At 40.9% G+C, this 22,773-nt stretch carries 23 protein-coding genes; 9 read left to right on the top strand and 14 right to left on the bottom strand.

Going from position 1 to position 22,773, the window contains the following annotated elements:
- Positions 1-23: 23 nt before the first annotated feature.
- Both cfa and punC read right to left on the bottom strand, forming a co-directional pair.
- Entirely contained in the window at positions 24-1,172 is a 1,149-nt protein-coding gene (gene cfa / locus O7C57_RS12130) for a cyclopropane fatty acyl phospholipid synthase (RefSeq protein WP_163862004.1), read from the bottom strand.
- 362 nt (positions 1,173-1,534) lie between these two features.
- Positions 1,535-2,755: a purine nucleoside transporter PunC gene (gene punC, locus O7C57_RS12125; RefSeq protein ID WP_154625069.1), complete on the bottom strand. Its 1,221-nt coding sequence runs from the start codon at positions 2,753-2,755 to the stop codon at positions 1,535-1,537.
- Between the two features lie 123 nt (positions 2,756-2,878).
- On the opposite strand from punC, the gene punR reads away from it, so the two are divergent.
- Positions 2,879-3,784 carry a DNA-binding transcriptional activator PunR gene (gene punR / locus O7C57_RS12120; RefSeq protein ID WP_154625070.1) on the top strand — a complete coding sequence of 302 codons (906 nt, stop codon included), beginning with the start codon at positions 2,879-2,881 and terminating at the stop codon, positions 3,782-3,784.
- Here the strand turns inward: punR and purR are convergent, their stop codons facing one another.
- Positions 3,785-4,810 (bottom strand): HTH-type transcriptional repressor PurR, encoded by a 1,026-nt coding sequence (gene purR, locus O7C57_RS12115; protein WP_154625071.1) that lies wholly within the window; start codon positions 4,808-4,810, stop codon positions 3,785-3,787.
- A gap of 281 nt (positions 4,811-5,091) precedes the next feature.
- Between purR and O7C57_RS21885 the strand changes: the two genes are divergently transcribed.
- Positions 5,092-5,175 (top strand): YnhF family membrane protein, encoded by an 84-nt coding sequence (locus O7C57_RS21885; protein ID WP_101495216.1) that lies wholly within the window; start codon positions 5,092-5,094, stop codon positions 5,173-5,175.
- A gap of 77 nt (positions 5,176-5,252) precedes the next feature.
- Here O7C57_RS21885 and sodB read toward each other — a convergent pair whose 3' ends face one another.
- Positions 5,253-5,831: a superoxide dismutase [Fe] gene (sodB, locus tag O7C57_RS12110; protein ID WP_196713030.1), complete on the bottom strand. Its 579-nt coding sequence runs from the start codon at positions 5,829-5,831 to the stop codon at positions 5,253-5,255.
- Between the two features lie 503 nt (positions 5,832-6,334).
- Between sodB and O7C57_RS12105 the strand changes: the two genes are divergently transcribed.
- Positions 6,335-6,682 (top strand): Grx4 family monothiol glutaredoxin, encoded by a 348-nt coding sequence (locus O7C57_RS12105; protein WP_163861998.1) that lies wholly within the window; start codon positions 6,335-6,337, stop codon positions 6,680-6,682.
- Between the two features lie 107 nt (positions 6,683-6,789).
- Here O7C57_RS12105 and rnt read toward each other — a convergent pair whose 3' ends face one another.
- Positions 6,790-7,431: a ribonuclease T gene (gene rnt / locus O7C57_RS12100; RefSeq protein WP_154625074.1), complete on the bottom strand. Its 642-nt coding sequence runs from the start codon at positions 7,429-7,431 to the stop codon at positions 6,790-6,792.
- Between the two features lie 118 nt (positions 7,432-7,549).
- Complete coding sequence (gloA, locus tag O7C57_RS12095; protein ID WP_154625075.1) at positions 7,550-7,957, bottom strand: lactoylglutathione lyase; 408 nt, start codon at positions 7,955-7,957, stop codon at positions 7,550-7,552.
- Between the two features lie 170 nt (positions 7,958-8,127).
- Here gloA and O7C57_RS12090 point away from each other — a divergent pair, with 170 nt between their 5' ends.
- Complete coding sequence (locus O7C57_RS12090; RefSeq protein ID WP_154625076.1) at positions 8,128-8,367, top strand: DUF1289 domain-containing protein; 240 nt, start codon at positions 8,128-8,130, stop codon at positions 8,365-8,367.
- 543 nt (positions 8,368-8,910) lie between these two features.
- Positions 8,911-9,345 (top strand): transcriptional regulator SlyA, encoded by a 435-nt coding sequence (gene slyA / locus O7C57_RS12085; protein ID WP_154635589.1) that lies wholly within the window; start codon positions 8,911-8,913, stop codon positions 9,343-9,345.
- Between the two features lie 498 nt (positions 9,346-9,843).
- Here slyA and O7C57_RS12080 read toward each other — a convergent pair whose 3' ends face one another.
- Positions 9,844-10,311, bottom strand: a complete 468-nt coding sequence (locus O7C57_RS12080) for a glycine zipper 2TM domain-containing protein (protein WP_154622766.1) — start codon at positions 10,309-10,311, stop codon at positions 9,844-9,846.
- A 530-nt stretch (positions 10,312-10,841) separates the two neighbouring features.
- Here O7C57_RS12080 and anmK point away from each other — a divergent pair.
- The 4 genes from anmK (at position 10,842) to pdxY (ending at position 15,186) form a co-directional block, all read left to right on the top strand.
- Positions 10,842-11,963: an anhydro-N-acetylmuramic acid kinase gene (gene anmK / locus O7C57_RS12075; RefSeq protein WP_196713031.1), complete on the top strand. Its 1,122-nt coding sequence runs from the start codon at positions 10,842-10,844 to the stop codon at positions 11,961-11,963.
- A 24-nt stretch (positions 11,964-11,987) separates the two neighbouring features.
- Entirely contained in the window at positions 11,988-12,641 is a 654-nt protein-coding gene (gene pdxH / locus O7C57_RS12070; RefSeq protein ID WP_154622764.1) for a pyridoxamine 5'-phosphate oxidase, read from the top strand.
- Positions 12,642-12,800: 159 nt separating this feature from the next.
- On the top strand, positions 12,801-14,075 hold the full coding sequence (gene tyrS / locus O7C57_RS12065; protein WP_154622763.1) for a tyrosine--tRNA ligase: 1,275 nt from the start codon (positions 12,801-12,803) through the stop codon (positions 14,073-14,075).
- Positions 14,076-14,322: 247 nt separating this feature from the next.
- Positions 14,323-15,186, top strand: a complete 864-nt coding sequence (gene pdxY / locus O7C57_RS12060) for a pyridoxal kinase PdxY (RefSeq protein ID WP_154622762.1) — start codon at positions 14,323-14,325, stop codon at positions 15,184-15,186.
- Positions 15,187-15,234: 48 nt separating this feature from the next.
- Here pdxY and gstA read toward each other — a convergent pair whose 3' ends face one another.
- From gstA to sapA, 7 genes are all read right to left on the bottom strand, one after another.
- Entirely contained in the window at positions 15,235-15,840 is a 606-nt protein-coding gene (gstA, locus tag O7C57_RS12055; RefSeq protein ID WP_154622767.1) for a glutathione transferase GstA, read from the bottom strand.
- A 371-nt stretch (positions 15,841-16,211) separates the two neighbouring features.
- Positions 16,212-17,000, bottom strand: a complete 789-nt coding sequence (gene fabI, locus O7C57_RS12050; protein WP_154622761.1) for an enoyl-ACP reductase FabI — start codon at positions 16,998-17,000, stop codon at positions 16,212-16,214.
- A 150-nt stretch (positions 17,001-17,150) separates the two neighbouring features.
- Entirely contained in the window at positions 17,151-17,954 is an 804-nt protein-coding gene (sapF, locus tag O7C57_RS12045) for a putrescine export ABC transporter ATP-binding protein SapF (RefSeq protein ID WP_154622760.1), read from the bottom strand.
- Positions 17,954-18,949, bottom strand: a complete 996-nt coding sequence (sapD, locus tag O7C57_RS12040; RefSeq protein WP_154622759.1) for a putrescine export ABC transporter ATP-binding protein SapD — start codon at positions 18,947-18,949, stop codon at positions 17,954-17,956. The genes sapF and sapD overlap by 1 nt, the downstream gene beginning before the upstream one ends.
- Entirely contained in the window at positions 18,949-19,839 is an 891-nt protein-coding gene (gene sapC / locus O7C57_RS12035) for a putrescine export ABC transporter permease SapC (RefSeq protein WP_154622758.1), read from the bottom strand. Before sapC ends, sapD begins: the two co-directional genes overlap by 1 nt.
- Complete coding sequence (gene sapB / locus O7C57_RS12030; protein ID WP_269723183.1) at positions 19,826-20,791, bottom strand: putrescine export ABC transporter permease SapB; 966 nt, start codon at positions 20,789-20,791, stop codon at positions 19,826-19,828. Before sapB ends, sapC begins: the two co-directional genes overlap by 14 nt.
- Positions 20,788-22,473 carry an ABC transporter substrate-binding protein SapA gene (sapA, locus tag O7C57_RS12025; RefSeq protein ID WP_247047472.1) on the bottom strand — a complete coding sequence of 562 codons (1,686 nt, stop codon included), beginning with the start codon at positions 22,471-22,473 and terminating at the stop codon, positions 20,788-20,790. Before sapA ends, sapB begins: the two co-directional genes overlap by 4 nt.
- Between the last annotated feature and the right edge of the window lie 300 nt (positions 22,474-22,773).

Below are 22,773 nucleotides of genomic sequence, written 5' to 3'. Positions count from 1 at the left end.
TTAAAGAATACTCGCTTGGTTAATTAACGTGGTACTCTCATTCCGCCGCTGACCCCATTGGGGCTCCAGAGAATTTGCCATAGCTGAATATCTCTGGCTCGAAAAGCACCAGCACAGGAATTTAAATAATAGCTAAACATACGTTTAAAGCGAGGCGTATAATTCTCGCTTAATTCAGGCCAGCTATTTAAAAAGCGCTCATACCAAGCCATGAGCGTTTTGTCATAATCAGCACCAAAATTATGCCAATCTTCCATGACAAATTTTCCTTCACTGGATTGACCTATATTTTGAATGGAAGGAAGTACGCCATTGGGGAATATATATTTACCGATCCATGAGTCGACATTTACCTTATTTTTATTAGAGCCAATGGTATGTAACAAAAATAAGCCATCGTCTTTAATATTGCGGCGTGCTACATCAAAATAGGTTGCATAATTTTTAGGTCCAACATGTTCGAACATACCGACAGAAACGATACGATCGAATTTATCATTTAGTTCGCGATAGTCTTGCAAAATAATATTAACATCTAGGCCAGCGCAACGTTCTTGAGCCAATTTTTGTTGTTCTTTAGAAATGGTAACACCGGTAACAGATGCGCCATAATGGCGTGCAGCATAAGCACTTAGGCCACCCCATCCGCATCCAATATCTAACAGACGCATACCCGGCTCAATTTGCAATTTGCGACAGATTAAATCTAATTTATTTTCTTGTGCTTGCTCAAGTGTCGTTGCATGATTCCAATAGCCACAAGAATATTGCATATAAGGATCTAGCATTAGGGTAAAAAGATCATTTCCCAAATCATAATGTTCTTCCCCAACAATCCAAGAGCGTTTTTCTGTTTGCAAATTTCGTAGGCGCGCCATGGCGATTTTCATGATATCTGTGAGGTTATTTGGCAGCTTTGTATCAAGCTTGGCTTTTAAAACTTTATAAAAAAAGATATCCAAGCGTTCACAGTCCCACCAACCGTCCATGTAACTCTCGCCTAGACCGAGAGAACCTTTTTGCAGAACCCTTTTATAAAAATCAGTATTATGTATTTGGATGTCGAACGGTCTAGAGCCGTTTATTTCAATTCCAGCTTGATTTAATAAAGATTCTGCGATTCTTTGCCAATTAGAAACTTTAGTTTTGGTTTCATCTACACAAGTGCTCATATGCTCTCCAACTTGAGATGAAGGTTTTTGAGATAGAATTTCAGCTTGCTGAAGGTGTAGGATTGCGAAGAATTGCTTCACAAAGACAGGAACGCATTTATACCGTCGCGCCCTGAGTTTAAACCATGAATATCGTATTAACTCAAAAATCACTTCGGACTAAGTATTATCCGAGTATAGAAGTGATAATTTTATTTAACAATGGCGAAAAATGTCACTTTTGGTAAAAAAGGAGAATTTTAAACGATAACACTGAATTAGAGTATCAGATAAGGTGTGGATAATCATAGAAAGATGGTCGGAAGAGGGTTTTTTGAGGAAATCAGCCACGACAAAGCAGTGGCTGATGAGTTAACAGGTTGTTAATTCTGATAACTTGTTCTTTCATTAGTCTGTTTGGTGCAATCTTTTGTATATTGCATAAAATAACCAATAACCATCGGTATGATGGTCACCGCCATGACACCGGTTGTCGATAATAAAGGATCGAAAGGTAACGCTGAAACCAATAAACTGGCTAAAAAACATAAACCAAGTTGCAAAGCATTTTGTAATGCAGCGGCTTTACCGCTAGCCTGTGGATAGGTATTGAGTGCTTTTGACACCGCGATTGGATAAGACGCCCCATTCATTGCTGCCATAAAACAGAATGGAATTAAGATCATGGTGAGGCTCGGTGTTGTGTATATCGCCATCAAAAAGAGTATCGACATGCTCACCGCATAACCGACCAACAGTAATGGAAATAATACTTCAGCACGAATTTTGATTAATAGAAAACGGCAGCCATAGCCACCAATAATAAATGCTAGCGTTTGTGGGATGTAGCTCAAACCAATATCAGCAGGGTTAAAACCCATATTTCTTAAAATAAATGGTGAACCTGTTAACCAAGCAAAAAAACCCGCACTACATGAAGCGTAGACTAACACGTTACCACTATAGATACGTGAACCCAGTAGTTTTAAAAACGAAATAGATTCTTGGTCATGGGAATCCACCGTCATGTCTTTTGAAGGATTCTTTTTCAATAACAGGGTTGGAATTAACAATAAAATACCAACAGCCATTAAGACAATAAAAATAATTTCCCAATTATAATGTTCAAGAACCCATGCACCTAATAACGGTGCTAAAGCCGGAGAAAGAGCCACTAAAGGCATAATCGAAGCAAAGACTTTTTGAGTGCTCGCAGCATCATAGCGGTCAATGACCAGAGCTTGCCAGAGCACAGCCGCACTACAGACGCCAACCGCCTGTAAAAAACGCAAAATAAGGAGTTGAGTCGCATCCGTTACCCATAAAATGCCTAAACAGCTCACAATGAATAACGATAAACCTGCGATCAATATCGGTTTGCGTCCCAGTTTGTCAGATAATGGCCCCCACAAAAGTTGTGCAAAGGCAAAACCAGCTAAGAAAATGCTCAAAGAAGCACTAATCGCACCTTCAGAAGTGTTTAATGCCGTTTGCATTGAACCAAATGCAGGCAGGTACATATCGATGGCTAAAAAACCAAGCATACTCAAACCAGCAAGGTAAAGCATAAAGCCTGGGGAGTTTTTTGTCGCAGAATTTGTCATGGAAGCTTACTTATCCAGAATTTACATAATTGTTAACAGAGACTCTATTTTATAGGTTGTATTTTTACATTGTGAAACGGTAATATTTGGAATCTGCTATCAAAATTTTTGAAAGGTATCATTATGTGGTCAGCTCATGCTCTAGAAGTTATTGATGCCGTTGCAAGAACGGGAAGTTTTAGTGGCGCTGCGGAAGAACTGCATCGTGTTCCTTCAGCAATTAGCTATACGGTTAAGCAAGTAGAGGAATGGCTTGCTGTACCTATCTTTGAACGTCGTCACCGCGATGTTGCCTTAACTGAGGCAGGGGAGATTTTCATCAAGCAAAGTCGCTCCGTTATCAAAAAAATGATACAAACGCGTCACCAATGTCAACAGGCAGCAAATGGTTGGCGAGGGCAGTTTAGTATCGCGGTAGATTGTATTGTCAAACCTCAGCGAACAGAGCAACTGATCTTAGATTTCTATCGTCATTTTCCTGATATCGAATTATATATTCATCCTGAAGTGTTTAACGGCGTATGGGATGCACTCGCCGATGGGCGTGTTGATGTTGCGATTGGTGCGACGCGTGCTTCACCCATCGGAGAGCGTTATAGTTTTCGTGATATGGGGTTTATGTCATGGCGTTGTGTGGCCAGTCCAAACCATCCTCTGGCACAGCTAAAAGGAAAATTGACAGACGATCAAATGCGCGAATACCCAAGTTTATGCCTTGAAGATACCTCACGTAACTTGCCGAAAAGAGATACATGGGCATTAGATAATCAGCGGCGTTTAGTGGTGCCATTTTGGGAAAATGGTATGACATGTCTTGTTAATGGCTTATGTGTTGGCATGGTACCTGAGCACCGAGCAAAGCCCTTTTGTGATGAGGGGAAATTAGCCCAATTGCAGCTATCTCAGCCATTCCCTCCGAGTCCTTGCTGTTTAACGTGGGTGGAAAAGAATACATCACCGGCGTTGAGTTGGTTACTTGAATATCTTGGGGATAGTGAAACACTCAACGCCGAATGGTTAGCGCCTTAATTAACGACGGTAGTCAATAAATGGTCCGTCAGCGACAGAACGACGCTCAACTAGGCGAGGATGGACTTCAATCGTTTGTGCATCTTCGCGCTTGTTCACAATACGATCAAGCAGCATAGCGAATGCCATCTGGCCTAGACGCTCTTTAGGCTGGTGGATAGTCGTCAACGCGGGAGTAAAATAACGCGCATTGCGCACATTATCATAGCCAATGATAGAAATGTCTTGAGGAACACGCAATCCCATCTCATCCGCAGCGCAAATTGCGCCCATCGCCATAATGTCACCGCCACAGAACACGGCAGTAGGTTTTTGCTTATTACTTAAGATCTGCATCATTGCTTTATAACCAGATTCTGGTTCAAAGTCGCCTTGCACGATCCATTCATCACGTAAAGTCACTTTCGCTTCTTCCATGGCTTTTTTAAAACCCGTCAGTCGACCAATACCGGTGTTGCGTTCTAAAGAGCCAGGGATCACGCCGATGTCACGGTGACCCCGATCAATTAAATAACGACCTGCGAGGTAACCGCCATGAAAAGAGTTATCAATGATACTGTCGGTAAAATCACCACGGGAAGTGCCCCAGTCCATGACGACCATAGGAATATTGCGATAATCTTCCAGCATATGGATTAGTTTATCGGGATATTCAGAACACATGACGAGTAGCCCATCAACACGCTTTTGCGCAAGCATTTGTAAGTAAGCTTGTTGCTTACCTAAGTTATTATGAGAGTTACATAAAATAAGGGTATAACCTTTCTCATAGCAACTATTCTCGACTGACTCAATCACTTCAGCAAAATAAGGCGCCTCACTTGATGTCGCGAGTAGGCCAATCGATTTTGTATGATTAACTTTCAAACTACGAGCAACAGCACTCGGTGAATAGTTGAGTTCTTTTATCGCAGCCCAAACAGCCGCTTTAGTATCATCAGCTACGAAGCGCGTTTTGTTTATTACATGGGATACGGTTGTGGTGGAGACGCCAGCGCGCTTCGCCACATCTTTAATCGTTGCCATGGGAAAAAAAAACTCCTGACCAATAATCGGTCTTGTTATGAATTCTTATTAAAAAATTACCTAATATTACCTACATATTGAGGCATAGTGCCTTAACTGGCAATAATTTAGCGATTAGTTATCGATTTTGTCTGATCTAGCGCAAAAACAAAAGAAATAATTGATGTTATAACCTGTGATATAGACACTGGTTTTTATAAATCGTCATGTCATACTTATTTAACCATGTATAAGTTATGGTTATTTTGCTGGTTAACTGTTCGTTATGATGAGAGGGACTCATGGATACAGATTTTAAATTTGGACTATTAGCAGCGTTAGGTTCTTTGGCTGTGATCATTGCTTTTGCAGTACATATTTTTTAATTTTACTGTTTAATTAAAGGTGAAATTAAGAAGGGCGAGTATTGACTCGCCCTTTAGCTATTCTCTAAAGAAAATGATTAAGCGAGGTTTTCTTCAACGAATTTCCAGTTGACTAAGGCCCAGAAGTTCTCTAGGTATTTAGGGCGCGCATTACGGTAATCAATGTAATAAGCGTGTTCCCAAATATCGACAGTGAGGATAGGTTTATCATCACCAGAGATAGGGGTTGCCGCATTTGATGTATTCACAATAGCTAAGCTGCCATCGGTTTTTTGAACCAGCCAAGTCCAACCGGCACCGAAATTTTTAATCGCAGCATCTGTGAACTGTTGTTTGAATTCAGCGAAAGAACCAAAAGCTTTAGTAATGGCTTCAGCAACTTTACCGGTTGGTTCTCCACCCGCATTTGGTGCTAAGCAGTGCCAGTAAAAAGTATGGTTCCAAACCTGTGCGGCGTTATTAAAAATACCCGCATCTGAAGTCTTGATGATCTCTTCCAGTGATTTACCTTCGAAAGCCGTACCTTTGACTAAATTGTTGAGATTAACAACATAGGTATTATGGTGTTTACCATAGTGATACTCTAAGGTTTCTTCCGAGATATAAGGTTCTAGCGCATTTTTAGCATAAGGTAGAGCGGGAAGTTCAAATGACATTGCGTACTCCTTGTTTGCGTTTAAAACAACACATATGGGTGTGGTGCTCATAAAAGTGAGCAAATAATTTAATACGTATATCTTGCTATGAGTTATACACGAACCGAACGTTCATGCGGTCTTGCTTATTCTTTAATAGATTAATAATAGCATGAGATGCTTGCCGAGTTATAGGCATGGATATTCTGCGTCATATATTAACAAATTTTTTCAACAAAAACACCTTAAAATCATAGAGATAATTATCTTAATCAATAGAGTTTAAGATCGCGCTTTTCTGCCTTGCTGAAGGAAGTTCGTGTAACTTAAAACGGGATTCTAGAAAAAATCCCTTTTTCCAGCTTGGAGTGCTATAGTAATACCCCTGTAAAACTGGCATATTGTATGAAACAATCACGTTTTAACATTCCGGTCAAATATTCTAGCTTAGTCGCCATCGTTGAGAAAATGGCTGACGATGGCGACTGACTGCAAATCAGCACCCATGTTCTAAGGAAGTAAAAATGACGACAATTGAAAGAATCGAGCGCCAAATTAAAGAAAACCCAATCCTTCTGTACATGAAAGGCTCTCCTAAGCTCCCTAGCTGTGGTTTTTCTGCTCAGGCAGTTCAAGCTTTATCTGCTTGTGGTGAACGTTTCGCTTATGTCGATATTCTGCAAAATCCAGATATTCGTGCAGAACTACCAAAATACGCTAATTGGCCAACTTTCCCACAATTATGGGTTGATGGTGAGCTAGTAGGCGGTTGCGATATCATCATGGAGATGTATCAGCGTGGTGAACTCCAGTCACTGATTAAAGAAACTGCTGATAAGTATCGCTCTGCGGATGAGACTCGTGCGGAGTAAGTATCTGCTTAGTTAAGAACGCCGAGTAAATCTAAAAAACCGTATTAGCCCCATAGGTTGAGCTAATGCGGTTTTTTTGTATCTTAAGGGGCTTAAGGGGGGCGGGGTTACTCTTGCTCTGCGAGTGGCCAACCACCTAGCTTTTTCCATTTATTTACTAATTCACAGAATAACAGTGCGGTACGATTCGTATCATATAAGGCCCCGTGAGCTTGCTTGCCATCAAATGGAATACCCGCTGTCACACAAGCTTTCGCTAAAATCGTTTGTCCGAAAACCAGACCACTTAATGCCGCAGTATCGAATGTGGCAAATGGGTGGAATGGATTACGTTTTAAGCCTGCACGTTCAGCTGCATTCATGACAAAACTATGATCGAATGTCGCATTATGAGCAACAATAATGGCTCGATTACAATCGGTAGCTTTCATCCCTTTGCGTACCATTTTAAAAATAGCGTGCAAAGCGTCGTATTCACTAACTGCACCACGTAATGGGTTAGTGGGATCAATACCGGTGAAGGCTAAAGCTGTTGGTTCTAAATTTGCTCCCTCAAAGGGTTCTACATGAAAATGTAAGGTCTCATCAGGGGATAACCAGCCGTCTTTATCCATTTTTAAAGTAATGGCGGCAATTTCAAGTAGGCCATCCGTTTTGGCGTTAAACCCACCCGTTTCCACATCAATGACGACAGGATAGTATCCTCTGAAGCGGTTAACGAGTGCATTGGGATTATTTTTATCAGACATTAGGTTTTTATATTAGGTTTCTGGTTAGTGGCTATTATGCCAAAGCCAAAAAAATTTTGCAGATAAACTAAAACTAGGCAGGAAGCACACTGCCTAGTGATTCACTCATCAAGGTAAATTAATTACCTAGGCCTTTACTGGCACTTTTATTTTCAATCAACTCGATTTTGTAGCCATCGGGATCTTCAACAAAAGCAATAATCGTGCTGCCCCCTTTTACAGGGCCTGCTTCTCGAGTGACGTTACCACCCGCGTGACGAATATCTTCGCAGGTTTGAGCAACATTATCGACACCAAGCGCAATATGGCCAAAAGCGGTTCCCATCTCGTAGCTATCAACACCCCAGTTATAGGTTAGCTCAATGACTGCACCTTCACTTTCGTCACTGTAACCGACGAATGCCAACGAATATTTATACTCAGGGTTTTCACTGGTACGCAGTAGACGCATACCCAAAACCTTAGTATAAAAATCTATTGAACGCTGCATATCTGTCACACGTAACATAGTATGTAGTAAGCGCATAAAGAACTCCCTTAAAAGTAACTAAGTGAAACTGAATCGTTTAACGATCAATATAACGCACCTATAGGATCGAACACAATGAAATAGGTTTATTTATTAACCAAATAGTAGATATAATCTAATTCATGGAGTATATCATTAATGGGTGTTTTTAGTTAGGTGATATCAATATGGCGGAGCAACTCGAGTTTTTTGAAATTCAAAGCCCTTGTCGTGGAATTTGTCAAACCAATGAACAAGGTTATTGTCGAGGCTGTTTTCGTTCGAGGGAAGAACGCTTTCAGTGGTTAAAATTTACAGATAGCCAAAAACGCAATATTCTACGTTTATGTCGCCAGCGCTACCTTCGTTCAATCTCGGTTAAAACACAAAAAGATGAGCCACCTTCAACGCAACAAGAGCTGTTTTAGTCGATATCTAAACTGAAATAGAGAGTAACTATTTTAAAAAGTAAATTTTATTCGAATATAATTAATTTCAATTCTAATTAATTCAAAAAAGTTAATAACCACACATATTCTTCAATTAAATTTTAGTTATTCAAAATAATTATTAAATAAAGTGTCGGTGATTAAAAATAGCATGATTTTAAGAATAACTATATTTAATTGTTTTTTAAGAAGTAATTTGGAATTGTCTTTTTTATTGTTAATTGTAATTACTATAAGGGTTAAAATAGATAGATTTGAAAGAAGAGTAAGGCTATTCTTATTAACAAGATAATTGAGAGTTCATATTAGTGAATAAAATGATATTTAATATATAAGAAAATTGAATTTGATTTATGATGGAAATCACAAATCAAATGATTGACTATGACCATAAATGGGTATTTATCATGGTTATTTTTAATAATTAGTTGTCATAGCGAGAGGGAGTGAATATATAATTTAAAAAATAATTTATTGGTTGTATATTTGTTAGGCAGAATAGTGTTATATAAGGAGGGAACATTGGAGTCACAAATAGGAACTGATTTATCACGTGTGGTACGCATGTGGAGATCACTCATTGATCATCGTTTGAAACCGCTTAAGTTAACGCAAACGCATTGGATTACATTGCACAATATTAGTCAATTACCACCTGAACAGTCTCAAATTCAACTCGCAAAAGCTATCGGTATTGAGCAGCCATCATTAGTGAGAACACTTGATCAGTTAGAAGAAAAAAAACTGATATCTCGACACACTTGTGTCAATGATAGACGTGCGAAAAGAATAAAGTTAACGGAGGAGTCTGAACCTTTTATTAAGAAAGTAGATGAAGTTATTGATAACACACGGAAAGAAATTTTAGGCAATATATCTCAAGATGAGCTTGGTCAATTATCCGTTCTGTTGTTAAAGCTAGAAAAAAATATCTTAAGATTACAAGGAGATTTGTAGTTAGAGTTTAATAATAAATTAAGTGTATTATTAGTGTTTCAATTATTACAGCAGAATTAATTTTCTATTTTGCTGGGGCCATTATTGTTCTGAGTTTTTGCTAAATAGATGTTTTTTGATATTTAATTATTGATTAAGCTTATTGTTTAGTAATAACTCGTTTTTAACTAAATTGACCAATTAAAGATGAAAAGTTATTCAAAGCGGTATTCATGACAAGCTTTAGTATTCATAAACGTTTGTAAGATTAACTGGTTTTTAAGGAATAAGTCACACAGAGCAAACAAACAATAAATCAAATAGGATTGGCAATTGATGGTGGTAAATCACTTATACATTATCAATCGGTTATTAGAATCCAAGATGATGTAAATACAAATTAGGTGAGTATATAGACAACTAGAGGTATGAAGAGGCTATACGGAAATAGTTTATAAATTCCCTAAGATAAAAAGTATGTTCACCGGTAGGGTACCGGTGAACATATACTCATTATTATTAACGTGGTGATACAGTGACTGTGCCGCCACTATTTGCAATCATGACACGTTGGCCAGAGCGGAAAACACTTGGATCTTGTTTTTGAACAACGACGATATTTTTACCGCTATCAAGACGAATTTCTAATTGTACACCTTGGCTCTTATTCAGCGCACCTTGAGCTTGTTGGCCGGCTAAGCCACCCGCAATTGCTCCCGCTGCGGTAGCAAGCGTTTTACCAGAACCGCCACCAATGGTATTACCCAATAGGCCGCCTAGTACTGCACCACCAATCGCACCGATAACATTTTCATCTTCACCAGCTTGGATGGTAATAGGGCGTGCATTCAATACAGTACCGTAAGTTACAGTCTGTACTTGTTTAGCGTCTTTAGCTGAAATAGTATCACCAGAAAGTGTACTGGTATTGACACAGCCAGATAATACAACGACTGCTACAACACCGACGAAAACTTTCTTAAGCATAATTACTCCTATGAGACTTGCTGTCTGTGGCACTAACATAGCATTGGATAGTTGTTTTAACCATATTCGCAATATGAATGTTACATTTGGGTCAAGTTAAAACGGGTATAAGACTACTGATTCTGATTTAAACAGAGTGTAAACACTAGGTAAAATATCTCAAAGTAGGAAATATTTCATAAACTAAGGCACACTTTGTTAAATTCTTGCATGATACAAATTCATGAACAATCATAATTGAGTATTAATCATACAAAAAATATGTTCTTACGATCAATTATCTTTGTCTTTATTAAATTCAGTTTAGTAATTATACACTAAATTATAATTAGTGAGATATAGATATCAGTGCGTTCAAATAATGAGATTTGTGTATATTTTAAACATAGAAGGGGATTATTTCGTTAACTCTCTTTTTTTCTGCGAGTCAGCCCGAGAAATCACAATGTCTGGTTGACAAAAACTTCCATCAAAGCACAATCTTTTTAGGTTTAAACTCACAAGCCGTAACGCTAACTAAAGGAACGATAATGATAAAGCAAGGTCGTTATATAGGGATCATGTCAGGAACCAGCTTAGATGGGGTCGATGTTGTTCTTGCAGCGATCAGCGATAAATTTGTTGCTGAGCAATCCAGTATTAGTATTGCGTTTCCTGTTGAGTTGAAAAAAAGAATTCTCAATATATGCCAAGGTCAGGAAACCACATTATCTGAAGTTGGAAAAATTGATCGTGAGTTAGGTTCTCTTTATGCAGATGCTGTGAACCAGTTGCTAGCTAAAACGGGAGTCGCGGCTACCGATATCATTGCAATAGGTTGTCATGGGCAAACAGTTTGGCATGAGCCTGATGGTGAAGCACCTTTCACAATGCAACTTGGTGATAATAATCGGGTCGCCGCATTAACGGGTATTACGACAGTCGGTGACTTTAGACGGCGAGATATGGCGTATGGCGGGCAGGGGGCACCACTTGTGCCTGCCTTTCATTTAGCGGTATTGGGTCATGCGATAGAAAAAAGAATTATATTAAATATTGGTGGCATATCGAATATTACAGCTTTACTGCCAGGCGCTTATGTTAAAGGTTATGATACCGGGCCTGGGAATATGTTGATGGATATATGGGTATGGCGTCATAAACAATGTGGCTATGACGAAAACGGTAATTGGGCAAGCTCGGGAATTGTGCATCAACCACTACTTAAAGCGATGTTACGCGATCCCTATTTTAGACGTTCGGCGCCTAAAAGCACGGGGCGAGAATATTTTAATATGCAATGGTTAGATAAACATTTAGCGAATTTCCCCGCACTGTTACCTCAAGATGTGCAAGCCACCTTATGTGAATTAACCGCAGTGTCCATTGCTGAACAAATATTGCTTTGTGGTGGCTGTGAGCGTTTAATCGTGTGCGGTGGCGGAGCAAAAAATACCTTTTTAATGCAGCGCCTTGCTGCGTTACTGCCGGGAACAGAAGTTGGCCCAAGCGATAAATATGGATTAAGTGGTGATGATATGGAAGCGCTGGCTTTTGCTTGGCTCGCTGCACGAACGATCGCGAATCTACCGGGTAACCTTGCGTCAGTGACAGGTGCTGAGCGTGCCACTGTTCTTGGCGCGATTTACCCTGCCAATACCGATGAAAAATAATTGCGTTAAGGAAATGAGACAACGATGAACGACGCACAAAACTTAAAGCTTGCAGCACTACGCCGTGAATACACTCAAGGCGGCTTAAGACGAACCGATTTAACGCCAGAACCTCTGGCATTATTTGAACGATGGTTAAAACAGGCCTGTGAGGCAAATCTCAGTGATCCAACGGCTATGTGCGTCGCGACGGTTGATGAAACAGGTCAACCTTATCAACGTATTGTGTTATTGAAGCACTTCGATGAAAAAGGGTTAGTTTTTTACACGAATATGGGGAGCCGTAAAGCTCAGCATCTAGAAAAAAATAATAAGGTGAGCTTACATTTTCCATGGTATCCACTTGAGCGACAAGTGAGTTTTTTAGGTGTGGCAGAACGTTTGAATCCGATTGAAGTGGTGAAGTATTTTCATAGTCGGCCAAAAGATAGCCAAATTGCAGCTTGGGCATCTCAACAGTCATCGAGAATTTCGGCTCGAAGTATTTTAGAAGGTAAGTTTTTAGAGCTAAAACAAAAATTCCAAAATGGCGAAGTACCTCTTCCTAGTTTTTGGGGCGGGTTTCGCGTGGTCTTTAATAGTGTTGAGTTTTGGCAAGGGGGAGCTAATCGTTTACATGACCGTTTTATTTACCAGCGTGATGGGGACGGATGGAAAATTGATAGGTTAGCGCCGTAATAAATTGTTTTTTAGCTGGCACTTAAAAGCTAGGCGCTTTATGCTATAGCTTCGTTTACGAAAACTGACAAGCGATCCCCATGAGATCGGGAGAGTCTTCTCATCTCAGGGGCATTTTATTAAAAATAGATAGACAAAATTCAACTGATGGAGTCATTGATGTCTAGCAATAACCTGATTAAACAATTGCAAGAGCGGGGCCTCGTTGCCCAGGTAACGGATGAGGATGCGTTAGCAGAGAGACTGGCGCAAGGCCCTATCTCTCTCTATTGCGGCTTCGACCCTACCGCCGACAGCTTGCATTTGGGACATCTGGTTCCCTTGCTGTGTTTAAAACGATTCCAACTAGCCGGGCACAAGCCTGTGGCGTTGGTCGGTGGCGCGACGGGTCTGATTGGTGATCCGAGTTTTAAAGCCTCTGAGCGTAAATTAAATACCGCAGAGACCGTCCAAGAGTGGGTGGAAAAAATCCGTAATCAAGTTTCGCCTTTCCTGAGTTTTGATTGTGGCGATAACAGCGCTAAATTAGCCAATAACTATGACTGGTTTGGCAAAATGGATGTGCTGACTTTCTTACGTGATATCGGCAAACACTTCTCTGTTAACCAGATGATCAATAAAGAAGCCGTTAAACAGCGTCTAAATCGTGATGATGTCGGTATCTCTTTTACTGAGTTTGCTTATAACTTACTCCAAGGTTACGACTTTGCAAATCTGAACAAAGAGCACGGCGTAGAATTACAAATTGGTGGTTCAGACCAATGGGGTAACATTACCTCTGGGATCGACTTAACCCGTCGTTTACATCAAAACCAAGTCTTTGGTATGACGGTGCCACTCATCACAAAAGCTGACGGGACAAAATTTGGTAAAACAGAAGGTGGGGCAGTGTGGCTTGATCCGAAGAAAACAAGCCCATATAAATTCTACCAATTCTGGATCAATACCGCAGACGCCGATGTTTATCGCTTCTTGAAGTTCTTCACTTTCATGGAGTTAAGTGAAATTGACGCCTTAGAAGAAGAAGATAAAAACAGTGGTAAAGCTCCACGTGCACAATATGTTTTGGCTGAAAATGTCACGCGACTGGTACATGGTGAAGAAGGCTTAGCGGCTGCTCGTCGTATTACTGAAAGTCTCTTCTCAGGCGCTGTTTCTGATTTGACTGAGGCGGATTTTGAACAGCTTGCTCAAGATGGTATGCCATGTATTACGCTTGAAAATGGTGCGGACTTACAACAAGCATTAGTTGATTCAGAGCTAACACCATCACGTGGCCAAGCAAGAACAGCGATTAGCTCAAATGCCGTAGCCATTAATGGTCAGAAACAAACTGACCCTATGTATGTATTTAATGATTCTGACCGCTTATTCGGTCGTTTCACATTGATTCGTCGTGGTAAGAAAAACGACTGTTTAATCAACTGGAAATAACTCTGACTAACCGTTGTGATAATAGCCCGAGAAAATCTCGGGCTATTTGTACTTGTGATAGTTCAAGCTACTTGGCAGGTGTGATGTCTTAACGTGCTTTACGGATTGCTTTGCATCGACAGTTGGCAAGATAACAATAGCAAGCAGTGTTTGTCACCAATGCTATGTCTCTGAATTATTAGCGTATATCGACAATGGCTAATCACTAATTTCTCTTCATTCGTCATAATAAATCCTTGGATTTTCCATGAAAAGTATTCTTTCAATTCAATCCCACGTAGTTTTCGGTCATGCTGGAAACAGTGCTACGGTATTTCCTATGTGCCGTATGGGGGTCGATGTTTGGCCACTTAACACTGTACAGTTTTCGAATCATACGCAGTATCCACAGTGGACGGGAACGGTTTTTCCAGCTCAGCATTTGACAGATATTGCCAGTGGTTTAGCCAAAATTCATAAACTGGAAATATGTGATGCTGTCCTAAGTGGCTATATTGGCTCAGCGGAACAAGGTAAGGATATTCTATCGATTGTTAAGCAAGTCAAAGCGGCTAATCCACAAGCAATTTATTTTTGTGACCCAGTAATGGGGCATCCTGAAAAAGGTTGTATTGTTGCACCGGGAGTGGCTGAATTTCTTTGTCAGCAAGCCCTACAAATGAGTGATGTGATTGCGCCTAATTTACTAGAGTTAGAAACGTTATCAGGTGAAACGATTGTAACGGTAGAGCAGGCGGTACATGCGGCACGGCAATTGTGTCGTAAAGGACCTAAAATTGTTTTAGTCAAACATTTGAGCCGAGCTGGCTATCGTGCTGATCGTTTTGAAATGATCTTAGTGACGGCTGAACACAGTTGGCATGTAAGTCGTCCACTGGTTGATTTTGGCGAAAAACAGCCCGTGGGCGTAGGTGATTTAACCAGCGGTTTAATGTTGGTGAATTTATTAAAAGGCGCAAGTTTACCAAAAGCTCTGGAACATGTTACCGCAGCAGTGTATGAAGTGATGCTAACCACCAAAGAAATGGGCGAGTATGAGCTTCAGTTAGTGGCGGCTCAAGATAAATTAGTGACGCCAAACCATAAATTTTGCGCCACAGAACTCGATTAATATTTTTATCGTTTACATAGCGCTCCAGTGATGAAGCGCTATGATAAATTAGATCAGCCCTTCAGCCGATAATGCTTCTTGAACTTTAGGACGTTTAGCAATTTTGCCGCAATATTCAGTCAAATGTTTCAAGTGAGTAATATCAACACCCACTAATTTTGCCCAATTGCTCACGGTGAATAAATAAGCATCTGCAACAGTAAAGCTATCATCTGCAAAGAAAGCTTGTTTAGCTAATACATCATCAACATATTGGAATTTTCTTGAGAGAGTTGCTCTGGCTATTTGCTTGTATTCTTCAGGGGTTCCTGGTGTGAATAAAGGCGCAAAATTCTTATGTAGCTCAGTGGAAATAAAATTCAGTGCTTCAAGTTGATGATAACGTTTCATCGTGCCTGCAGGGGCGATTAAATGTCTATCTTGTTTTTGGTCAGCGAGATATTGCACAATCACTGCACCTTCCGTCAACTGTTCACCATCATCTAAAATCAAGGTAGGAACTTGCCCTTTAGGGTTGATAGCTAAGAAATCTTGGCCATCTTCCGTTGTTTTATCTTTTAAATTGACGCGTATAATGCTGAAGTCCAGCCCTGTTTCGCGCAAGATAATGTGAGGAGAAAGAGAACAAGCACCGGGAGCATAATACAATTTCATCATAAAACTCCTAAATAGTTATGTTGGCAATCAGAAGACACATATTTTATAGAGTATATCATGACTGGCGGGAAAGAATTTGCTTTAAGGTGTCAGTTTAATCGCAAAATAGTTAATTGGCTTAGTGCAAACCGATAAGTCGCGCGATATCAATAAATAATTACGATTGTTCCTTGCTTTGATTTTGAAGATATCCAGCTTAAATGGACGTGTGATTAATGATGTATACAGGGGAGTGGAAGGCTTAGCCATGATTGGTGAGCGTGACTTTTATGATTATCGTTCACCTTAGCGATATAAAAGAAAGGTTGCTATTGGACGTTAAGAGGAAAAACGCCATCATAAGATGGCGTTTCAAGATAAACTGACACTTATTTTAGTTCTAACTCATTCATCGCAGCGATGCTGAAACCACCGTCAACGTGAACGACTTCACCAGTAATACCGGCAGCAAGGTTAGAGCACAGGAAGGCGGCTGTATTACCAACATCTTCGATCGTGACAGTACGGCGGATTGGCGTTACAGCTTCACAATGCGCAAGCATTTTACGGAAATCTTTAATACCAGATGCCGCTAGTGTCCGGATTGGACCGGCAGAAACCGCGTTCACACGGATACCTTGAGGACCCATAGCATTGGCCATATAACGCACATTAGCTTCCAAAGAGGCTTTTGCCAGGCCCATGACGTTATAGTTAGGGATCGCACGCTCAGCACCTAAGTAGGTCAGCGTTAACAGAGAGGCATCTGGGTTCAGCATTTCACGACATGCTTTTGCCATTGCAACAAAGCTATAAGCACTGATGTCGTGAGCGATACGGAAGCCGTCACGAGTGACCGCATCAACATAGTCACCATCGAGTTGGTCTGCTGGAGCAAAGCCGATTGAATGGACAAAGCCATCAAATTTAGGCCAGGATTTTCCTAATTCAGCAAACAGAGCGTCAATACTTGCATCAACAGCAACGTCACATTCAATAACGAGGTTAGAGCCTAAAGATGCTGCAAACTCTTCAACACGCGGTTTTAATTTTTCGTTTTGATAAGTGAACGCCAGTTCAGCGCCTTGATCATGCATTGCTTTAGCAATACCGTATGCAATTGATAATTTACTGGCAACACCAGTGATTAGAATGCGCTTGCCGGTTAAAAAACCCATAGCATTATCCTTGTTTATTTTCTATTGAAAGCGCGAATATACCAGAAGACACCGTGTCTTGGGTAGTTTTCGCGTTCCTTATTGACGAATTATCGATATCTTACCATGTATTACATTAAGAAGGGTATTTTGCTGTTCTCCTCGGAGCAGTCAAATATCCTGGCGCCATGCATCAATGGATAGTGGTTCACCGAAATGGCTCTCAATTAATCGGCGTGTCACATCATGAAGTGGTGATGCGAGTACCTCAGCGGTATTGCCCCGTTCGACAACAACGCCTTTATCCATGACGAGCATTTTATCGCTAATATGTTTCATCATCCCTAAATGCTGGGTTACGTAAATATAGGCAATATCTTGTTTGGCCTGTAGTTCCAACATGAGGTTAATGATTTGTGAACGCATTGACATATCGAGTGACGCCAATGCTTCATCCGCAATAATAATTTCGGGTTGTAAAATCAGTGCCCTTGCGAGCGCAACACGCTGTTTTTGACCAGATGCTAGCATATGCGGATAATATTCTGCATGATCGGCTAATAAGCCTACTTGCCGTAGTGTTTGAATAATACGGCGTTCTCGTTCAATTCCGGTCAAATCAGTATTGAGCTTTAACGGTAATTCAAGTGTTTGCCCAATACGTTGTCGTGGGTTTAATGAGGTACTAGGATCTTGGAATATCATACGCACCCGCTGGCTACGATAGCTATAATCGCCATAGCTAAGTCGATGACCGCGGATCATAATTTCACCCGCGGTTGGTTCAGTGACACCTGATAGCATGCGCGCCAGTGTTGATTTTCCTGAACCATTCGCGCCAATAATCGCTAAAGTTTGCCCTGCTTGCAGATTAAAACTTAACGGTTTAACGGCTTCTAATTCATATCGGCGGAATAACCCTTCACGAAAACGAAATGTTTTTGTGAGGTTACGTACCTCAAGTAAGGTATCCATCAGTTTGGTTCCTCCGTATTTAACGGGTAGTGGCAAGCAAATAGATGGTTTTTAATATTACGTAAAGGGGGCGCCACGATACAGGTTCGTTGAGCATAAGGACATCGAGGGCCTAAGCGACAGCCAATGGGTAAATGCTCCAGTGATGGGATCGCACCGGGTAACGTATTTAACCGTCCTTTATGCGGAATAGGGCTTTCGAAATCAGGTATTGAACGAATAAGTGCTTGCGTATAAGGGTGATGAGGTCGCTGTAGAATATCTTCAGGTGTGGCACTTTCAACGGTTTGCCCACAGTAAAGTACATTAATTCTATCGACGAGTTTTGACATCATTTCCATATCATGACTGATCAATAAAATAGTCATGTTATTGTTTTGATTTAGCTTATCGAGTAAACGAAAAATTTGTGCCTGCGTCGTGGATTCCATCGCGTTAGTGGGTTCATCAGCAATTAATAAACGAGGCTGATTAGCAATAGCGATAGCGATCATCACTTTTTGGCATTCACCATCGGTCAGTTCATAAGGGTAGCTACGCATAATATCTTTATGATCTTTAATACCAACACGATGTAACAGTTCAATAGCACGACGTTTTCGCCAATTAAATCGCTGCCACCAACGGCCTTTATACGTCCATCTTGGGATGGCTTGTATTAATTGTTTGCCAATATCCTCAGCAGGATCAAGGCAAGATTGTGGCTCTTGGAAAATCATCGAGATATTGTGACCAATTAGTTTTCGGCGTTTACGCGGACTCAATTTTAATAAATCGATATCTTGAAAACGAAAGCGGTCTGCCGTGACGCGAATATTGTCTTTAGTTACCCCACAAATGGCTTTTGCGATTAAGCTTTTACCTGAGCCTGACTCACCGACTAAGCCTCGAACTTCACCTTCGGTCAGCGTCATAGAAATACGGTCAACCGCCTTGACGGGGCCATTGGCGGTCATAAACTCAATGGTTAAATTGCGGATGTCTAGTAAAGGCATTATTCAACCCCCGCATTAATGGCTCGATGTAAACCATCGCCTAATAAGTTGACGAATAAGACACTCATCATAATGGCAGCGCCAGGTAAAATCACAGACCAAGGTGCAACATAGATCAGTTCCAAGCTATCACCGAGCATAGCGCCCCATTCTGAAGAGGGTAATTGTGCACCAAGGTCAAGAAATCCTAAAGCCGCAATATCTAAAATGGCAATAGAGAGCGCTCGGGTTAATTCGGTGACTAATATCGGGGTGATGTTAGGTAACACGGTATACCACAAAATAAAAATATTTGAAGCGCCATCAAGACGTGCCGCAACAATATACTCTTTATCCAGCTCATCGTGAACGGCGACATAGATGGTTCTGACCATGCGAGGGATCAAGGCTAAGCAGATAGCCAGCATCGCATTTTGTAAGCTCGCCCCCATAAATGCCACGACAATAATTGCAAGTAGCAGAGAGGGAATTGAGAGAAGGGTATCGAGTATATGATTAAAAATGGCGGATTTTAAACCGCGTGTCATACCGGCAAGACAACCAAGCACCAGCCCTATCATGGTGGCGATAAATGTTACCAATAGAGCCGCACCGAAAGTGGATTTAGTACCCAGAATAAGCCGGCTAAGGATATCCCTTCCAAGGTCATCTGTACCCAGAAAAAATGCCACATTACCGTAATGAGACCAAGAGGGCGGCAGTAATTGATAACCTAGAAATTGCTGGTCGATAGTATAAGGTGCGAGGTAACTGCCTATAAAAGAAAGGGCTAATAAAAACAATACGCCATAGAAGCCAATCATCGAAATAATATCAGATGAAAAAATATTCCAAACTACCCGCGTTGGGGAAGGCATTTTTTGTTCACGATAAAAATTATCTGAGGACATACCAATCCTTATGTTTTAACGGATCCATCATCGCACCTAAAATGTCTGATAACACGTTAACGGCAATCACTAAGGCTCCGATTAGCATGACACCTGCTGAAATAGCGGAATAGTCTTGTTGGCGTATCGCTGTCACCAACCAACGGCCTAGTCCGGGCCAGTTAAATACGACTTCAGTCACCATGGTTAATGTTAGCATGGTAGAAAACTGTAAGCCTAATTTAGGAATAATGGGGGGAATTGCGTTATGAAAAATATGGCGGCGAATAATCGTCAGCCTTGATAGCCCACGCGTTGCAGCGGCTTTTATATAGTTTGCGCTGGCAATTTCCTCGGTACTGTTTCGCACTAAGCGAATGACTTCGGTTGTTGGTGCTAACGCGAGAGTTAAAACAGGAAGCACCATATGTTCTAGCACATTGATAATCATCTGTTGGCGATAAGGTGAGTCAGAAAGCCAAGCATCGATTAATGCAAAGCCAGTAATCGGCTTTAAATTATAGAGAAGGTCAATACGTCCAGAAACGGGCAGCCAACCGAGCCGCAATGAAAAGAACAGTGTGAGTACTAATGCGAGTACAAATACAGGCACCGAAAAGCCTAATAATGCAAACGTACTGATTGCGACATCAGCAGGTTTATTGCGCCAAAATGCGGCGATCATACCAAGAGGAATACCGACGATGAGAGCAAACATGAAGGCTAAAATACACAGCTCCATGGTGGCGGGGAAGGTATCCTTTAATTGCTCGGTAATAGGTTCGCCATTAATGCTGGAAACGCCAAAATCGAAATGGAGTAAACCATCGAAATAGAATAAATAAGCATCAACTAATGAGGCACCACTTAAAGGCGCATTAGGCGTAAAGTAGCTGAGGCTAAAACTTACCAATGAAAGGAAAAAGACGGTAACTAATAGCAACAGTATACGGCGCAGCGAATAGATGATCATGGTTGCTGCTCCTGTTTAGGTTTGATTTTTTGAGCATATTCACTCATATCTCGGTATACGCCAGCAAACGAGGTATTGCCAAATGCACTGATCACTAATCCTTTCATATCAAAACGGTATGCCTGCAAACGTAAAGAATAGGCTAGGGGTAAAACAGGCAAATCATCACTTAATATCTGCTGTGCTTGATGATAATAATCAATTCTAGCGGCAAGTTGTTCTGTCAATAAAGCTTTATGCAATATCTCATCAAAGGAGGGGCTACACCAATGACTTAAATTGGTTTGAGAGGCTATCGCGGCACAACTTAACAGCGGACGGAAGAAACTATCGGGATCGTTACTGTCAGTTGCCCAGCCAGCGAGGGTCATATCATGGGAGCGATCCATTAATTGGTTTTCCTGAAAACGCCCTTCAACAGAACGAATGTTCATGGTAATCCCAACTTGTGCTAGATCGGCTTGGATAAGCTCTGCCATTTTAAGTGGGCTGGGATTATAGGATTGTGAGGAGATAGGCACCCACAAATCAAGGGTCAGGTTTTCGAGACCTAGTTCTTGTAGCATCTTTTTTGATAGCTCAGGATTATAATCTGTTACTTTGGCTTGATTATCATAAGCCCAAGACGCGCGAGGAAGAATAGAAGCTGCTGTTTCCGCGGTACCATAGTAGATTGATTGCATTAAACGTTCATTATTAATTGCATAAGCAATCGCTTGACGTACTTTCAATTGGTTAAGCGGTGGTTTGCTAGTGTTAAACGCTAAATAAGCAATGTTCATACCTGAACGCATCGAAATACGTAAACGAGGGTCATCACGTAAGACAGAAAGTTGGCTAGCTGCGGGATAAGCCAGTACATCGCACTCACCCGTTAGTAATTTTGATATGCGCCCTGTGCCACCCGCTCCCATATCGATAACAATTTCCTCCATACGAGGCTGACCTTTCCAATAGTGATTGTTACGCAGTAAGCGAACAAATTGTCCTGCTTGGTAATCATCAAAACGGAATGGGCCGGTTCCTACTGGACGCCAATCAATCATTTCTTGTCGATTAATACGAGAAAGATGGTCTGCATACTCGGCTGACAAAATGGGGGCATAGTGTGTGGCTAAATGCCATAAGAAAGAAGCATCGGGCGCATTAAGACGAAATTCGACAGTGTAGTTATTCAATTTACGGACACTCTGCACACTATTAGCAAACTGCAAGCTATCAAAGTAGGGGTAATGACCTCCACTGATATAGTGATAGGGGTGATTGACTTCAAACATGCGGGAAAAACTAAAAACGACATCATCCGCATTCATATTACGTGTTGGTGTAAACCACGGCGTCTCTTGAAACTTTACGTCTTTACGCAGTGTTAATCGGTAAGTGGCACCATTATCAAGAACCTCCCATTTAGAGGCGACCTCCGGAATTAGCCGATAGGTAAAAGGGTCAACATCCAGTAAACGGTCATAGATTTGTGCTGCTAAAGGATCGACGATCAGGCCACTGCTCGCTAACTGTGGATTAAATGTGGTGACAATGCCATTAACACAATAGATAAAGCCATTTTGGCGGATGTTCTCTGGAACATCGTTTGCCATGGTATCTTTGTATGACATATTGCCACTAAGAGCCTGAGCTGTTAGTGAAAGAGTATATAGAAGCCAAAGAATTATTAGGCGCATAGCACTGATATCGTTAACCTTAAAAAACGTATTGTATCGTAAAAATGGTTCAACAGGGTATAAGCAAAATCGTGCTTATTTTTCGTTCTAATACCAATGATTATGATGAAAAATTATCTAAAAAGAAAATATAATTATTTTTAAAATCATATTATTACCTTTTAATGAGAAAAAATCTCATTAAAAAGCTTTACAAATAGTACTGATAACTATTATCATTCGCTTTGCCACCTAAGTGAAAAGCTTACGGTCTGGCATGACATTGCTCACATTGCTTCCAGTGTTTTTTTATAGCCAGCA

This window comes from Providencia sp. 21OH12SH02B-Prov (assembly GCF_027362595.1).
Taxonomy (GTDB): Bacteria; Pseudomonadota; Gammaproteobacteria; order Enterobacterales; family Enterobacteriaceae; genus Providencia; species Providencia zhejiangensis.
The sequence above is the reverse complement of the archived record's forward strand: the minus strand, read 5'-3'. Positions and strand labels throughout refer to the sequence as shown.

Coding starts and splice junctions, on each gene's coding strand:
- purR (WP_154625071.1), bottom strand. CDS start 4,810: ATGGCAACGATTAAAGATGTGGCGAAGCGCGCTGGCGTCTCCACCACA.
- gloA (WP_154625075.1), bottom strand. CDS start 7,957: ATGCGCTTACTACATACTATGTTACGTGTGACAGATATGCAGCGTTCA.
- punC (WP_154625069.1), bottom strand. CDS start 2,755: ATGACAAATTCTGCGACAAAAAACTCCCCAGGCTTTATGCTTTACCTT.
- sodB (WP_196713030.1), bottom strand. CDS start 5,831: ATGTCATTTGAACTTCCCGCTCTACCTTATGCTAAAAATGCGCTAGAA.
- fabI (WP_154622761.1), bottom strand. CDS start 17,000: ATGGGTTTTTTAACCGGCAAGCGCATTCTAATCACTGGTGTTGCCAGT.
- sapF (WP_154622760.1), bottom strand. CDS start 17,954: ATGGATACCTTACTTGAGGTACGTAACCTCACAAAAACATTTCGTTTT.
- gstA (WP_154622767.1), bottom strand. CDS start 15,840: ATGAAATTGTATTATGCTCCCGGTGCTTGTTCTCTTTCTCCTCACATT.
- cfa (WP_163862004.1), bottom strand. CDS start 1,172: ATGAGCACTTGTGTAGATGAAACCAAAACTAAAGTTTCTAATTGGCAA.
- anmK (WP_196713031.1), top strand. CDS start 10,842: ATGATAAAGCAAGGTCGTTATATAGGGATCATGTCAGGAACCAGCTTA.
- sapD (WP_154622759.1), bottom strand. CDS start 18,949: ATGCCTTTACTAGACATCCGCAATTTAACCATTGAGTTTATGACCGCC.
- sapC (WP_154622758.1), bottom strand. CDS start 19,839: ATGTCCTCAGATAATTTTTATCGTGAACAAAAAATGCCTTCCCCAACG.
- sapA (WP_247047472.1), bottom strand. CDS start 22,473: ATGCGCCTAATAATTCTTTGGCTTCTATATACTCTTTCACTAACAGCT.
- sapB (WP_269723183.1), bottom strand. CDS start 20,791: ATGATCATCTATTCGCTGCGCCGTATACTGTTGCTATTAGTTACCGTC.
- punR (WP_154625070.1), top strand. CDS start 2,879: ATGTGGTCAGCTCATGCTCTAGAAGTTATTGATGCCGTTGCAAGAACG.
- pdxH (WP_154622764.1), top strand. CDS start 11,988: ATGAACGACGCACAAAACTTAAAGCTTGCAGCACTACGCCGTGAATAC.
- O7C57_RS12080 (WP_154622766.1), bottom strand. CDS start 10,311: ATGCTTAAGAAAGTTTTCGTCGGTGTTGTAGCAGTCGTTGTATTATCT.
- pdxY (WP_154622762.1), top strand. CDS start 14,323: ATGAAAAGTATTCTTTCAATTCAATCCCACGTAGTTTTCGGTCATGCT.
- O7C57_RS21885 (WP_101495216.1), top strand. CDS start 5,092: ATGGATACAGATTTTAAATTTGGACTATTAGCAGCGTTAGGTTCTTTG.
- O7C57_RS12090 (WP_154625076.1), top strand. CDS start 8,128: ATGGCGGAGCAACTCGAGTTTTTTGAAATTCAAAGCCCTTGTCGTGGA.
- tyrS (WP_154622763.1), top strand. CDS start 12,801: ATGTCTAGCAATAACCTGATTAAACAATTGCAAGAGCGGGGCCTCGTT.
- rnt (WP_154625074.1), bottom strand. CDS start 7,431: ATGTCTGATAAAAATAATCCCAATGCACTCGTTAACCGCTTCAGAGGA.
- O7C57_RS12105 (WP_163861998.1), top strand. CDS start 6,335: ATGACGACAATTGAAAGAATCGAGCGCCAAATTAAAGAAAACCCAATC.